Here is a 13,801-nt window from a genome sequence, read left to right as displayed (position 1 = left end):
GGGGAGCACCGTGTCCGCGTCTTCAGCGTCTTCAGCGTCTTCAGCGTCTTCCGACTCCTCTGCGTCCGAAACCGGGTCCGGGTCGTACGACTACGACGTCATCGTCATCGGGTCGGGCTTCGGCGGATCGGTCTCGGCGCTGCGCCTGACCGAGAAGGGCTATCGCGTCGGCGTCCTGGAGGCCGGACGCCGCTTCACCCGCGAGAGCCTGCCGAAGAACAGCTGGGACCTGCGCAACTACCTGTGGGCCCCGGCCCTCGGGCTGTACGGGATCCAGCGGATCCACCTGCTCGGCAACGTGATGGTGCTCGCGGGCGCCGGCGTCGGCGGCGGCTCCCTCAACTACGCCAACACGCTGTACGTGCCGCCCACCGCCTTCTTCGAGGACCGGCAGTGGGCCTCCATCACCGACTGGCGGGGCGAGCTCGCCCCCTACTACGAGCAGGCCAAGCGGATGCTCGGGGTGCGCCTCAACCCGACCATGACCCCCTCCGACGTCCACCTCAAGGCGGCCGCCGAGAAGATGGGCGTCGGGGACTCCTTCCACATGGCCCCGGTCGGCGTCTTCTTCGGGGACGGCGACGACGCCGACGGGCGGCCGAAGGTCCGGCCCGGGGACGAGGTCCCCGACCCGTACTTCGGCGGCGCGGGCCCCGCCCGCAAGGCCTGCACGGAGTGCGGCGAGTGCATGACCGGCTGCCGGCACGGTGCGAAGAACACCCTGAACGAGAACTACCTGTACCTCGCCGAGCGCGCCGGCGCCGTCATCCACCCGATGACCACCGTCACTGCGCTCTCCGACCACCCCGAGGGCGGCTACCGCGTCCGCACCGTCCCCACCGACGGCCGACGGCGCGGCCGGGCGAAGGTCCTGCGCGCCCGGTACGTGGTCGTCGCGGCGGGCACGTACGGAACCCAGACCCTGCTGCACACGATGAAGGACCGCGGCGAGCTCCCGCGTCTGTCGCACCGGCTCGGGGAGCTGACCCGCACCAACTCCGAGGGTCTGGTCGGCGCACAGACCGACGACCGCCGCTACCGCACACTGCACGGGGGCGAGCGCCGGGCCGACTTCACCCGGGGCGTGGCGATCACCTCCTCCGTGCACCCCAACGCCGACACCCACATCGAGCCCGTCCGCTACGGCAAGGGCTCCAACGCCATGGGGTTCATGACCGTCCTCCAGGTCCCCCTCAGCGCACACCGGGTCCGTGCCTGGCTGGGCCGGACCGTGCGGCACCCGGTGCAGCTGGCCCGGTCGCTGTCCAACCGGCGCTGGTCGGAGCGGACCATCATCGGCCTGGTCATGCAGTCGCTGGACAACTCGCTGACCACCTACCGCAGGCCCGGCGGGATCGGGAAGGGCCTGCTCACCGCCCGTCAGGGCCACGGCGCCCCGAACCCGGTCCAGATCGCGGAGGCCACACAGGCCGCGACCCTGCTGGCCGAGGAGATCAACGGCTTCCCGGGCAGCAACATCGGCGAGCTGATGGGGACCCCGTTGACCGCGCACTTCCTGGGCGGCTGCCCGATCGGCGCCTCGCCCGAGGAGGGGGTGGTGGACCCGTACCACCGGCTCTACGGGCACCCGGGCATCTCGGTGGTGGACGGTGCGGCCGTCTCCGCGAACCTCGGGGTGAACCCGTCGCTGACGATCACCGCGCAGGCGGAACGGGCGATGTCGTACTGGCCGAACGTGGGGGAGCGGGACCCGCGCCCCGAGCAGGGAGCCGCGTACGTCCGTCTGGAGGCGGTGGAGCCGATCCGTCCGGCGGTCCCGAAGGAGGCCTTCGGCGCGCTGCGGCTGCCGTTCATGGCGGTCCCGGAGGTTCCGCCGCGCCGGCCGGTGAGCGATCCGGAACCGACGGTCTGACAGCGGTGGGTACCGCGCTCCCCCTCCGAGCGCGGTACCCACCGCGGTACATACGTGACAGATGTTCAGCCTTGATGGTTGTACCGGAATCCGCCGTGCCGGGCTGTGGTGTCGATCACACAGTGAAGTGTGCAACTGCGACTGATGTTCGACAGTCAACGGCAGCATGAGAAAGCGCATCTCGCTGCTGGCCGCCGGCGCCCTCGTGGCGCTGGGAGCGGCCATCACTCCCGCCCACGCCGCGGACCCCGTCTTCACCCTGGCCGGACCGGCCGGGATCGGCCTGCGCCCGCACCCCGGGAAGAGCGGTGAACCGCAGAAGAGCTCGGTGGAGTTCCGGATCGTCAACGACTCCACCAAGACGTTCGACCGCCCGAGCACCTTCACCATCGACCTGGGCGCCCTCAAGGGCGTCGCCGACGTGGCGCTCGCCAAGGGCCGGGAGAAGGACTGCACGCTCACGGCCGCGACCGTGACCTGCAGGCGCTGGGGGCTGTGGACGGGCGAGAGTACGGTCGTGAAGCTGGACCTCAGCGCGGCCGACGGCAGCAAGGTCGGCGCGACCGCGGACCTGACGCTCACCGGCACGGCGGAAGGCGCCACCTTCAAGGCCGCCACCACCAAGGTGCGCGTCGGCGGCCCCGACCTGGTGCTGGACCGGGCCAGGCTGAAGGCGGAGCAGAAGCCGGGCGACCGGCAGAACCTGTCGATCATCTTCGCCAACGAGGGCACGGACCCCGTCGACGGAGTGGTGCTCGAAATCCGCACCACGCACGGCATCGACCTGGTCGAGCAGTACGACAACTGCTCCTACTCCGAGGACAACACGGCGGGCCGGCCCTGGAACACGGGCTGGAGCACGGTGCAGTGCCTGCTGGAAGGCGAGTACGAGCCGGGCGCGCTCTACGGCGTCGACGGCTCACTGACCCTCAAGGCCGCCCCGCACGCCTTCATGGACGGCCTGACCTACGCGGTGTACGCGGCCGGTGAGCAGCCCAAGGCGGCAGTGGCGAAGAACCGCGCGTCCGCGGCCGGCAACAAGCTGGCCGCGGCGAAGCAGGCCCCCAAGGCCCCCAAGGCCGCGGCCCGGTCCGCCCAGCAGGCGCCCGACCTCGACCCGTGGAACAACATCCAGGAGTTCGACTTCACGACGCGCAACACCGCCGACCTGGTGGCCACGGGCGTGTCCCTCACCGGCAAGGCCGGTGACACGGTCGACGTCGACCTCGGCTTCCGCAACAACGGCCCCGCGTGGGTCGCCGACCTGCGCCACGGTGACGCCGTCGCCCGGACCGACATCGTGATCCCGGCGGGCGCCAGGGTCACGAAGGTCCCGGCCGGCTGCAAGGGCGTCGCCGCGGACGGCAGCGACCGCGAGCAGGCCCTGGGCGCGCCGCGCTACTTCTGCACCACCGGCCATGTCGTCGGGGAGAAGGAGACGTTCGCCTACCCGTTCCAGCTGAAGATCGAGAAGGCCGTGGTGGACGCCAAGGGCTCGATCACGGTCGGCCGGGAGAAGCCGCGGGGCACCACGGGCCAGCCCTGGGACCCGAACCACGGCAACGACACGGCGGCCCTCGTGATCAACGCGAAGGGCGCCGGGCCGAACCCGACCCCGACCACGAGCGGCACCACCACGGCCTCGCCGACCCCGACCGGCTCCGCGACGGCCACCGCGTCCGCGACGCCGACCACCCCGGCCACCGGTACGGGTGTCACGACCAACGGCGGCGGCCTCGCCTCCACCGGCAGCTCCGCCCAGGCGATCGCACTCGGCGGCGCGGTGCTCCTGGCCGTCGGCGGCGGGCTGTTCGTGGCGTTCCGCCGCAAGGCGGGCGGGCACGCCTGACCGCGTACGCCACGTAGGCGCGAGCACGCAGAACGGCCGGCCCGGGGCGTCCCCAGGGCCGGCCGTCCTTTACGGGGTGACCGGGCTGCTGTCCCCTGCCGTCCGGTCACGCGAAGGAGCGAGGTCCCACGACGCACGCTCCACGGGGCGTGCGTCTCATCGCTCCAGCGGATCCACGCGTGGTGTTGCGGTCCCGCGGCTGGCTGACGCGGACATCCTCACCAACGAAGGGCCCCGGGGCCGGTCACGGTCCGGACGGGTGACGAACAGCCGTCACACGCGACCCCGGCACAGCTCCAGCAGGGTCATGGCGAGGGCGGTACCGGGCTTTCCGAGCGCATCGCTCCAGTGCGAGAGCACCTCCATCTCGCGCGACAGGTGCACGCGACGCCCGCCGGACGCGATCCGGGCGTCCTGGATGACCGTCGAGACGGCCATCCGCTCCTGGATCAGGCCGATGATCCGGTCGTCGAGGGCGTCGATGCGCGTACGGGAGTCGGCGATCAGCTGCTCGGGGGTGGTGGTGACGCTCATGGTGTTCTCTCCTGTGGATCGTGTCGTGTCGTGCGGTGTCCCGACAGGAGCGGAAACGCGGAAGCGCCCCGGTCCTGTCGGACCGGGGCGCTTCGGGAAGTCAGTGGCTCAAGCGAGCATCACGAGGACCCATGGCGACCGGACCGACCGGTGCCATAGGTAAAGAGGAAGCTCAGCTGCTTGCGCATATCCCGGATTATTGCCTTCCGCCCGACTCCCTGCCAAGCGGGTTCGGATGGTGAGACGGCTCAGTGGCCTGCGTGACGCGCGCGTGGTCGGTATACACGCGCCGGAACAAGGTGTGGCCTGTCCGCCCCGTGTGCCGCAGAGCCCAGTCCTGCGCTGCTCCTTGCTCGTCCTGCGGCCCGGACTCGGCCCCGCAGCGGTACGCCATGCAGAAGGCCTCGTAGGTGACGCCGCCTTCCGGCGCGTGCCGGATGGTGTGTGCGACGTACCCGAGAACGGCTCGTGGCCTCAGCATCGGCTGCGCCCACGGTGAGCGACGATCTCCACATTGCAGTCCGACACGGTCGAGTGGTCGCCCCGGCGGTGGGCCTCCGAGCGCTGGTTCGCCAGTGCCGCGCACACGTCGCAGCCGGCGGCCGGTTTCGGAGCCTCGGAAGGAAGTGACAGATGTACGGGCGGGCTCATGGTGGTCTGAGGTGCCATGAACGGCACGCTAAAGAGCGTTAGTTGGGGCCAGGCGAGACTATTCTCGATTATTCCTCTGCCTGTGGTCGGCCATGCATCGACATTCCTACGTGGCAGTCGACATCCTGTGAGGCCAGGGCTCCCGCGACGAAGGGGCAGGACTGATGGCACGCAGGTTGCGCTTCAACGGCACAGGCAGCGGCGAAGGTGGCTGTCCCGCCGTGCATGAGGATGTGGACAGCGGAGAAGTCGTCGTCCACGGACCACCGCTCACTGATCCCGGTGACATCGCTCAGCTGCGCCACCTCTCGCCCGGCGAGGTGGCGATCGTGGTTCCCCGTGAGCTGCTCGTCGACTTCGGCCCCAAGGAGGTCGTCCGCGTGCCCCGGATCGTCGACCTGGAGGCCTTCGGGAAGCTGTTCGAGAAGTTCGAGCACACCGCCTGGCGGCTGGAGACGCGCCGCCGGTACGCCTCTGACGAAGCCACGGACACGTACGACCAGTTCCTGCGGGGCGAGAGCCCGTCATGGGACATGGAAACAGCGTGGAGCGTGACGATCCGCCAAAAGACGGCCGACGGGGCCGCTGTTGGTCGTGTACGCATTGTCGACAGCCACCCGACTTCGGGGCAGCGCTACCTCATGGCCCACACCGAGAAGAACGCCGCGCTCGGCGAGGAAATCCGTAATCTGTGGCGTGAGGACGCCGAGCGCCTTCGGCTGCCCACGGAGGATTTCTGGATCTTCGATTCCCGGCTCGTCGCCGTGCTCAACTTCGACGACGGCGACAACCTGCTCGACGTTGAGCTGATCACCGAACCGGTCGAGGTCAACCGTTATGCCCAGGTACGGGATGCGGCCTGGCGCTACGCAGTCCCGTACGAGACGTTCGCCGCAGGACTGGCGGCAGCCGAGCAGCAGTGAGCGTGTGCGACCGGTGAGCACGGATTATCAGCAGGCTAGAGCGGCGCTCGGCGTAAGGCTGCGGGAGCTGCGTGAGGCCTGCCCTGGAAGCCGGCTCACCGGTACGGCGCTGGCGGCGCGAATCGGCTGGACACAGTCCAAGGTCAGCAAGCTGGAGACGGGGCGGCAGACGGCCACGGCCGAGGATCTGCTGGCGTGGGCGGCGGGAGTCGAGCAACCGGAAGCGGCGGAGGAGCTGCTGTCCCGGCTGCGCGGACTGGAGTCCCGTGTCCGCTCGTGGCGCCGCCAGCTGGCTGCGGGACTTCGGCCCGTACAGGACGTGCACAACCAGGCGCAGGCGGACGCGCGTGTGCTCCGCGCATGGGAGTCGTCCTGGGTCGTCGGAGTGCTTCAGACGCCTGATTACGCGCGTGCGGTCCTCAGCCGCTTCGCGCAGCTGCACCAGACGCCCAAGGACATCGAAGAAGCCGTCCGGTCCCGGATGAAACGGCAAGAGGGACTGTACGACTCCGGGAAGCGCTACCGGATCCTGCTGTGGGAAGCGGTCCTGCATGCTCGGATCTGCCCGCCCTCGGTACTTGCCGCCCAGCTCGACCGCCTGCAAGGGGTGATCGGCCTGGACACCGTGGAACTGGGGATCGTTCCCCTTGGAGCACCCCTGCAGATCCCGCCAGGACTCGGATTCTGGATCTACGACGACCGGCGGGTGGTCGTGGAAACCTGGCACGCGGAGCTCTGGCTGGATGACACCGACAGCGTCGCCACCCACCTCCGGGTCTGGCAGGCCCTTCGCGAATCCGCCGCCTTCGGGGCGGACGCACAGCGGGTGATCAGCCAGGCACGTCGGGCAGCGGAGGCGCCGTGATTCGGATGGTGAGACGAAGAGGGCCCTACGTCCCCCGTTAGAATCGACAGAACAGCCACCTCTTCCGCCGGAAGGCCGCCCCGTGCCAGAAGCACCCTCCGCCGCCCACGACAGCGCCCCGGACACGGTTCTCGTCGTCGACTTCGGCGCCCAGTACGCCCAGCTCATCGCCCGCCGCGTCCGCGAGGCACGGGTCTACAGCGAGATCGTGCCGAGCTCGATGCCCGTCGACGAGATGCTGGCCAAGAACCCGAAGGCGATCATCCTCTCCGGCGGCCCGTCCTCCGTCTACGAGGAGGGCGCCCCGCGCCTGGACGACGCCCGCGCCCTGTTCGAGGCCGGCGTCCCCGTCTTCGGCATGTGCTACGGCTTCCAGCTGATGGCGGTCACCCTCGGCGGCCAGGTCGACAACACCGGCGCCCGCGAGTACGGCCGCACCCCGCTGGCCGTCTCCAAGGCCGGCTCCACCCTCTTCGAGGGCACCCCCGAGAACCAGTCGGTGTGGATGTCCCACGGCGACGCCTGCTCCGCCGCCCCCGAGGGCTTCACCGTCACCGCGTCGACGAACGTCGTCCCGGTCGCGGCGTTCGAGAACGACGAGAAGAAGCTGTACGGCGTGCAGTACCACCCCGAGGTGATGCACTCCACGCACGGCCAGCAGATCCTGGAGCACTTCCTCTACCGCGGTGCGGGCCTCGCCCCGACCTGGACCACCGGCAACATCGTCGAGGAGCAGATCGCGGCGATCCGCGAGCAGGTCGGCGACAAGCGCGCCATCTGCGGCCTCTCCGGCGGCGTGGACTCCGCGGTCGCCGCGGCCCTCGTGCAGAAGGCCATCGGCTCGCAGCTGACCTGCGTCTACGTCGACCACGGTCTGATGCGCAAGGGCGAGACCGAGCAGGTCGAGAAGGACTTCGTCGCCGCGACCGGCGTGCAGCTGAAGGTCGTCGACGCGCAGGAGCGCTTCCTGACCGCGCTGGCCGGCGTCTCCGACCCGGAGACCAAGCGGAAGATCATCGGCCGCGAGTTCATCCGCGTCTTCGAGCAGGCCCAGCTTGAGATCCTCCAGGAGGACGGCCCCGCGGTCGCCTTCCTCGTGCAGGGCACCCTGTACCCGGACGTCGTCGAGTCCGGCGGCGGCACCGGCACCGCCAACATCAAGTCCCACCACAACGTGGGCGGCCTCCCCGACGACATCGAGTTCGAGCTCGTCGAACCGCTGCGCCAGCTGTTCAAGGACGAGGTCCGGATGGTCGGCCAGGAGCTCGGCCTGCCCGAGGAGATCGTCCAGCGCCAGCCCTTCCCGGGCCCCGGCCTCGGTATCCGCATCGTCGGCGAGGTCACCAAGGAGCGCCTGGACCTGCTCCGCGAGGCCGACGCCATCGCCCGTCACGAGCTGACCGCGGCCGGCCTCGACCGTGAGATCTGGCAGTGCCCGGTCGTCCTGCTCGCGGACGTCCGCAGCGTCGGCGTCCAGGGCGACGGCCGGACCTACGGCCACCCGATCGTGCTGCGCCCCGTCTCCTCCGAGGACGCGATGACCGCGGACTGGACGCGCATGCCGTACGAGGTCCTCGCCCGGATCTCGACCCGCATCACCAACGAGGTGCCGGAGGTGAACCGGGTGGTCCTCGACTGCACGAGCAAGCCCCCGGGCACCATCGAGTGGGAGTAGTCCCACCCGGTCCCACCCGGTCCCACCCGGATCACCGTGAAGCCGCCGTCCCGCACCCGCGGGCGGCGGCTTCGCCGTTCCTCTGGCCACTTGGCAGGGCCCCGGGTACCTTGCGCGGCGAGCCGAGCCGTTCGAAGGAGCGCCCATGCCGGACCAGCCCGAACCCGTGCCCGTGGAGCGGCTGGGCTTCGAGATGCCGCCCGTGCACGACACCGCCGAAGCGGCGCGCGCCCACCGCAAGGAGCGGCTCGCCGAGGCACTGCGGCTGCTGGGGCGCCTCGGGTACGAGGACGGGGTGGCGGGACAGATCACCGCACGGGACCCGGAGTTCGAGGACTGCTACTGGGTGAACCCCTTCGGCCGGGCCTTCACCGCGCTCACCGCCGACGACCTGCTGCTGGTCGATGGGGACGGGCGGGTCGTCACGGGCGGGCGCCGGGTCAACCAGCTGGCCTTCGCGGTGCACGCGGCCGTCCACCGCCGGCGCCCCGAGGTCGTCGCCGTCGTCCGCGCGCGGGCCCCGTACGGCCGGGCCCTCGCCGCCCTGGGCGAGCTGCTGGCCCCGATCACCGAGGAGGCCTGCGCCTTCTACGAGGACCACGCGCTCCTCGACGAATACTCCGGGGCCGACGAGCCGGAACGCACCGCGCTGGCGCTCGGCCCGTACAAGGCCCTGGTCCTGCGCAACCGGGGCCTGCTGACGGTGGGGGACTCCGTGGACGCCGCGGTCTGGTGGTTCATCGAGGCGGAACGGGCCGCGCAGGTGCAGCTGATCGCCCGCGCCGCGGGGAAACCGGTGCCCATCGACCACCGGGCCGCGGCCCTGACACGCGAGCGGTTCGGGTCCGATCTGGCCGCCTGGGTGAGCTATCAGCCCCTCAGGGAGCTGCTGGCGTCAACATCATGAACCGTTAATCACCTGCTCTGACATCGTGCGCAATCCGGAGCACTGCCGCAGTGGTGCACAATTCGCTGGCATTGCACCGTAGTTCAGAGAGGCGGCACGTACGTGGCTGTCCAAGAGATGTCCCGAGGTACCCATACCACCGCCTGCGCCTGCGACGAGTGCGCCCGCGAGGGCCACCGACGCGCGGTCACGGCGTTCCTGGAGAAGCGAGACGAGTTCGCCTCCGGGCAAGGCGTACCCGCCGCCGTGGCCCACTCGCTCGGGGCCTCCCGCCAGTGGGTCTCCGACGAGCTGACCCTGTCCGCCCGCACCGTCGCCGACCGGGGCCGGGAGGCCGGCAACTCCTGGCTGTACCTGTTCTCCCGGCGGGCCGTCCTCGCCGTCTGGATCGCCGCCGGGGTCCTGCTGCTGGTGCAGGTCGCCGCCGCGCTCGGCACCGGCTGGTCCACGGCGCGCACCGCCGGGCTGCTCGCCGCCCTGGTGCTGGCCGGGCTGCTCACGGTCGCGGCCCGCGCCCAGTCCGTACGGGGCGGGCTGCTGGCCCCGCTGGTCGGCGAGGACAACCGGCTGTCCACCTCCAAGGCGGTGCCCAGCGCCTGGGTGGTGCTGACGGCCTTCGCCACGCTGCTGCCCGCGCTGCGGCTGGCCACCTCCGCGCCCGGCCCCGAGCGGCAGGCGCTGTACGCGGGCCTCGCGCCGGACCGGGCGCTGCCGCTGCTGGCGGTGGTCTCGCTGACCTCGGCCGTGGCGGTGCTGGTGCGCCGGGTGGTCTGCGTACGGATCATGGGGCAGCGGCTGCAGAAGCTGCCGGCCGACCGGCCGCGCGGGGTGGACCTGCTGACGGACGACGCCGGCCGCGGGAGCTTCCCCGACGCCCAGTACGTCCTCGTCTCGACCGTGGTGCTCTGCTATGCGGCGGTCTCGCTGGCGCGCTTCCCCGACCGGCTGCCGCAGCTGCCGTGGGCGCTCGCCCTGCTGGTGGCGCTGTCGGCCGCGGTGTACCTGGCGGCGAAGTACGCGGAGGGCAGCCGTCCGCTGGTGCTGTCGGTGGTGCGCAGACGGGAGCCCGGGGATCTGGACGCGGCCGTCCGTCCCGGGGACGACATCGAGATCCGGGGCGTGGGCTTCGTGCCGCCCGGGGCGCAGACGCCCGAGATGCTGGCCCGTCTGGTCGTACGGATCGGGGCGGTGCACGTGCACGTGCCGTTGGTCCCGGTGGCGGGTGGATTCACCAACCCCTCCGACGCCGTGCTGACCGTGCCGGTCCCGGCGGAGGTGGAGCCGGGGCGCGTCGAGATCCAGGTGGTCACGGCCGCAGGGGTGGAATCCAACCGCTGCACCATCGATGTTGCCGAGTGATCGGGGTACACATGTCCCGTGAACCGAACCGATGTTCTTGAAACCGACGCCCCTCCCACCGCGGTAGGCCTGCGTGAGCTGGCCTTTCGGCACGCGCTGCTGCCCCTGCGGCTCTTCCTCGGCGTGACCTTCGTGTACGCGGGGATCGACAAACTGACCGACCCGGCGTTCCTCTCCGCCTCCGGGGACGGTTCCATCGGCGACCTGATGCGCGGGGTGCGCGACACCTCCGCGATCCCCGCCCTGGTGGACATGGCTCTGAACTCGCCCGTCGGCTTCGCCGTGGCCCTGGCCGTCGGGGAGATCCTGGTCGGCCTCGGAGCCCTGGCCGGCCTGCTGACCCGGATCGCGGCCGTCGGCGGGGCACTGATCGCGCTCAGCCTCTGGCTCACGGTGTCGTGGGCGGTCACCCCGTACTACTACGGCAACGACCTCCCGTACATGTTTTGCTGGGTCCCGCTCGTGCTGGCAGGAGCGCCCTACTGGTCACTGGACGCCCTGATCAGGCGCAGGAGGAGGGCTCTACTGTCTGAGGGATGAGCTACCCGAGGTAGGGGGTCTCCCGGTCCTCTAGGAAGTGGCTCAGCCTCAGCTGTTGCGTGTGGTGCATGTCCAGAGAGCTGAGGTCTCCAGGGTCCACCCAGCGGAGCTCCAGAGACTCGTTCGAGACAGCCAGGGTCCCGCCCACGAGGCGGGCTCGAAAGCAGACGTTGAACTGTCTGCGCACCTCTCCGTCGGTGTACGCGATGACGTGGCGGGGGTCGGTGTACGTCCCGACGAGCCCGGTGATCTCCACGTCCAGGCCGGTCTCTTCCTTGACCTCTCGGACGGCCGTTCCGGGCAGGCTGTCGGTCATTTCCATGCCGCCGCCCGGCAACGCCCAAAGCCCGCTGTCTGAGCGCCTCTGAAGCAAGATGCGGCCCTTGTCGTCGGTCACCACGGCAGAGGCCGCCACAACCATGCTGTTCGGCTCCGGGGCGTCCGGATCGTCGAAATACTCAGTACGTGCCACTAGCTGACCTCCTGGGCCGTCGACCAGACGGACTCGAAGCTCTCGACGTAGGTGTCGAACATGGAGCCGCCCTCAACGCGCCGTAAGTGCCACACCGGCGCACCGTACGCGTTCACGCCCCACACATGGGCATTGACCAGGGCTTGGTCGTCGGCCCGGTAGATCGAGTTGTAGAGCGTCGTTCCATGGGTCCTGATCTCCACGCCGACGACGTCGACGAGCGATCGGTAGTGAAGCAGCGCCAGCCGGCACCGTGACTCAATGCCGTGTCCGAACTTCTCCTCCCGGCCTCGGAGCTGAACGTTCTGTGAGTCGGCGTCACCCACGCAGATGCGTACTTGGCATCCGGCCGCCGCCCGTTCCTTGAGCAGGTCATTGAGCCGGGGATACGCCTCATGCAGGAAGACGGCCGCATAGACCAGGACATCGATGCGCTCTTGAGCTGACGAGAGAAGGTCGACGAACACCGATACGGGGAGGTCTGCCCGCTGCTCGTAGAGGGCCACCAGTTCGGGACTCACAGCCCTTGCCGACCGAGCCTGCCTCAACGCGGGCCACAGTGCGTGTATGTCCTCTCCCAGGGCCTCGGCAGCCTTGATCGCGGTTGGCCTCCGGGGCACTCTCCCGAGGTTCACCCATCGCTCAACACTCTTGGGGTCGACTCCAGAGACTTCAGCAAGAGTCGAGTGTGTCCAGCCCCTGGAAGTCATCGTTGCCCGCAGGCGCTCATTGCCAGCCATAGGGACGTTCTACCCCCATCAGGACGTCCCAAAGTGGGGAATGTACGAGGTTCCCCCGTCCTGGCTGTCGGCCGGACCATGAAGCCTCTCGGCGAGGGAGAGCAGGGGGCCGGACGTAGTGATCCATGCAGCAGCGGATACAGACGCAAGCCAGTGGGAGTACGTGACTTACGCGCCCAGGGGTGAGACGTGCCCAGCTTGCTTGAAGCAAATCAAACCCCTTGAGCGGGTGCGTCGTGGCCGCTTCGAGCGTCAGCCAGGCGCCCCCGTTGTGGTCTATCGCCACTACGAGAAGTGCTCGGCGTGATCACGGCGCGGGACATCGGCTCCAGGGTGAAGGATGCGGCCGGACGGATCGGCATCCTGCGTGACGTCATCCCTGACTATGAGGACCCATCGGAACCTCCGCAGGAGCGCCGGAAACGGTCTGTGGCCTTTTTGGCACCTGTGCATGGGGGCCGTGAGTGGCTGGTCCCTCCCCGGGTGGTCGAGCGGGTTGACACCTGCGAGCCTGTCTCAGGCGCTCTCACCGAGGTAGCGGTACAGGGTGGCCCGTGAGACTCCAAGGGCCTTGGCGATGGCGCTGACGCTTTCCCCCTTGCCCTTCCGTGCCTTGGCCACTGTGAGCATGTCGTCAGTGATGACTGTGGGGCGTCCGCCAGTTCGTCCCTGGGCCTTGGCCGCTTCCAGCCCGGCCTTGGTGCGCTCCCGGATGAGAGAACGCTCGAACTCCGCCATGGCTCCGATCACTTGGAGCATCAGACGGCCATCCGGCGTGTTCGGGTCGATGTTGGCCAGTGCGCCAGTCAGCACCTTGAAGCCGATGCCCCGTTCTGCGAGCCCGTCCACCATTGCCACCAGGTCGATGAGGGATCGCGCGAAGCGGTCCAGCTTCCACACGCAGAGCGTGTCGCCGGCCCTGAGGTAGTCCAAGGCCGCCTTGAGTTCCGGCCGCTCTGCGTTCTTCCCTGACGCCTTGTCGATGAACGTCCGAGAGCATCCCGCAGCTTCCAACGCATCAAGTTGTAGCTGTGCCTCCTGGGCATCGGTCGAGACCCTGGCGTATCCGATCAGGTGGCCTGTTGTCGTACCGGGCGTCGTCATGCGGAGACAGTCGCATAACTCGTCTCAGAACATCAAGGGGTTGGTTCATGTTTCGAGACGGGTTTTTGAACATCCTCAGAGACTCCTTGGCGGCCATCGTCGACAGGTCCCGGTAACCATGGTTTTTGAGACGCCCTTCGGTGGCCGTCAGGCGGGCCCTCCGGGCTGAGATCTGCCCGGGGTAACACTTGGCGAACACCTCCCTGTGGACCGCCGGGGCGCCTTCCGTTCATCCTGTACGGGTTTCCTGAGAATGGCGTGAAGTCTTGGTGGTGTGACCCTGATCTCAGTTTCCTTGGGTTCCGTCCG

At 69.4% G+C, this 13,801-nt stretch carries 12 protein-coding genes and 1 pseudogene; 8 read left to right on the top strand and 5 right to left on the bottom strand.

What is annotated here, in order from left to right:
• The first annotated feature begins 100 nt into the window (after positions 1 to 100).
• Positions 101 to 1,873: a GMC oxidoreductase gene (locus ACWG52_RS15220; protein WP_390138886.1), complete on the top strand. Its 1,773-nt coding sequence runs from the start codon at positions 101 to 103 to the stop codon at positions 1,871 to 1,873.
• A 166-nt stretch (positions 1,874 to 2,039) separates the two neighbouring features.
• Positions 2,040 to 3,722, top strand: coding sequence for an LPXTG cell wall anchor domain-containing protein (locus ACWG52_RS15215; RefSeq protein ID WP_453128911.1), 1,683 nt, complete (start codon positions 2,040 to 2,042; stop codon positions 3,720 to 3,722).
• Between the two features lie 273 nt (positions 3,723 to 3,995).
• Here the strand turns inward: ACWG52_RS15215 and ACWG52_RS15210 are convergent.
• Both ACWG52_RS15210 and ACWG52_RS15205 read right to left on the bottom strand, forming a co-directional pair.
• Positions 3,996 to 4,280 (bottom strand): annotated as a pseudogene (locus tag ACWG52_RS15210) (chorismate mutase); the annotation flags it as partial.
• Positions 4,281 to 4,452: 172 nt separating this feature from the next.
• Positions 4,453 to 4,737 carry a DUF7848 domain-containing protein gene (locus ACWG52_RS15205; protein WP_453128910.1) on the bottom strand — a complete coding sequence of 95 codons (285 nt, stop codon included), beginning with the start codon at positions 4,735 to 4,737 and terminating at the stop codon, positions 4,453 to 4,455.
• A 334-nt stretch (positions 4,738 to 5,071) separates the two neighbouring features.
• Between ACWG52_RS15205 and ACWG52_RS15200 the strand changes: the two genes are divergently transcribed.
• The 6 genes from ACWG52_RS15200 to ACWG52_RS15175 all read left to right on the top strand — a co-directional run bounded on the left by ACWG52_RS15200 (position 5,072) and on the right by ACWG52_RS15175 (position 11,176).
• Complete coding sequence (locus ACWG52_RS15200) at positions 5,072 to 5,830, top strand: DUF6879 family protein (protein WP_389807731.1); 759 nt, start codon at positions 5,072 to 5,074, stop codon at positions 5,828 to 5,830.
• A gap of 13 nt (positions 5,831 to 5,843) precedes the next feature.
• Positions 5,844 to 6,695, top strand: coding sequence for a helix-turn-helix domain-containing protein (locus tag ACWG52_RS15195; RefSeq protein ID WP_389807729.1), 852 nt, complete (start codon positions 5,844 to 5,846; stop codon positions 6,693 to 6,695).
• 82 nt (positions 6,696 to 6,777) lie between these two features.
• Positions 6,778 to 8,370 (top strand): glutamine-hydrolyzing GMP synthase, encoded by a 1,593-nt coding sequence (gene guaA, locus ACWG52_RS15190; protein ID WP_389807726.1) that lies wholly within the window; start codon positions 6,778 to 6,780, stop codon positions 8,368 to 8,370.
• 145 nt (positions 8,371 to 8,515) lie between these two features.
• Positions 8,516 to 9,277 carry a class II aldolase/adducin family protein gene (locus ACWG52_RS15185; protein WP_033219490.1) on the top strand — a complete coding sequence of 254 codons (762 nt, stop codon included), beginning with the start codon at positions 8,516 to 8,518 and terminating at the stop codon, positions 9,275 to 9,277.
• Between the two features lie 102 nt (positions 9,278 to 9,379).
• Positions 9,380 to 10,636 carry a hypothetical protein gene (locus ACWG52_RS15180; protein ID WP_389807722.1) on the top strand — a complete coding sequence of 419 codons (1,257 nt, stop codon included), beginning with the start codon at positions 9,380 to 9,382 and terminating at the stop codon, positions 10,634 to 10,636.
• Between the two features lie 18 nt (positions 10,637 to 10,654).
• On the top strand, positions 10,655 to 11,176 hold the full coding sequence (locus ACWG52_RS15175) for a TQO small subunit DoxD (protein WP_389807719.1): 522 nt from the start codon (positions 10,655 to 10,657) through the stop codon (positions 11,174 to 11,176).
• A gap of 1 nt (position 11,177) precedes the next feature.
• Here ACWG52_RS15175 and ACWG52_RS15170 read toward each other — a convergent pair whose 3' ends face one another.
• The 3 genes from ACWG52_RS15170 to ACWG52_RS15160 all read right to left on the bottom strand — a co-directional run bounded on the left by ACWG52_RS15170 (position 11,178) and on the right by ACWG52_RS15160 (position 13,492).
• Positions 11,178 to 11,648, bottom strand: a complete 471-nt coding sequence (locus ACWG52_RS15170; RefSeq protein ID WP_389807716.1) for an NUDIX domain-containing protein — start codon at positions 11,646 to 11,648, stop codon at positions 11,178 to 11,180.
• Entirely contained in the window at positions 11,648 to 12,358 is a 711-nt protein-coding gene (locus ACWG52_RS15165) for a helix-turn-helix domain-containing protein (RefSeq protein ID WP_314248418.1), read from the bottom strand. The genes ACWG52_RS15170 and ACWG52_RS15165 overlap by 1 nt, the downstream gene beginning before the upstream one ends.
• 546 nt (positions 12,359 to 12,904) lie before the next feature.
• Positions 12,905 to 13,492, bottom strand: a complete 588-nt coding sequence (locus ACWG52_RS15160) for a recombinase family protein (protein WP_314248246.1) — start codon at positions 13,490 to 13,492, stop codon at positions 12,905 to 12,907.
• Positions 13,493 to 13,801: the final 309 nt, after the last annotated feature.

Source organism: Streptomyces sp. CLCI03 (genome assembly GCF_053615355.1).
This window is presented reverse-complemented; position numbering and strand designations above follow the sequence as displayed.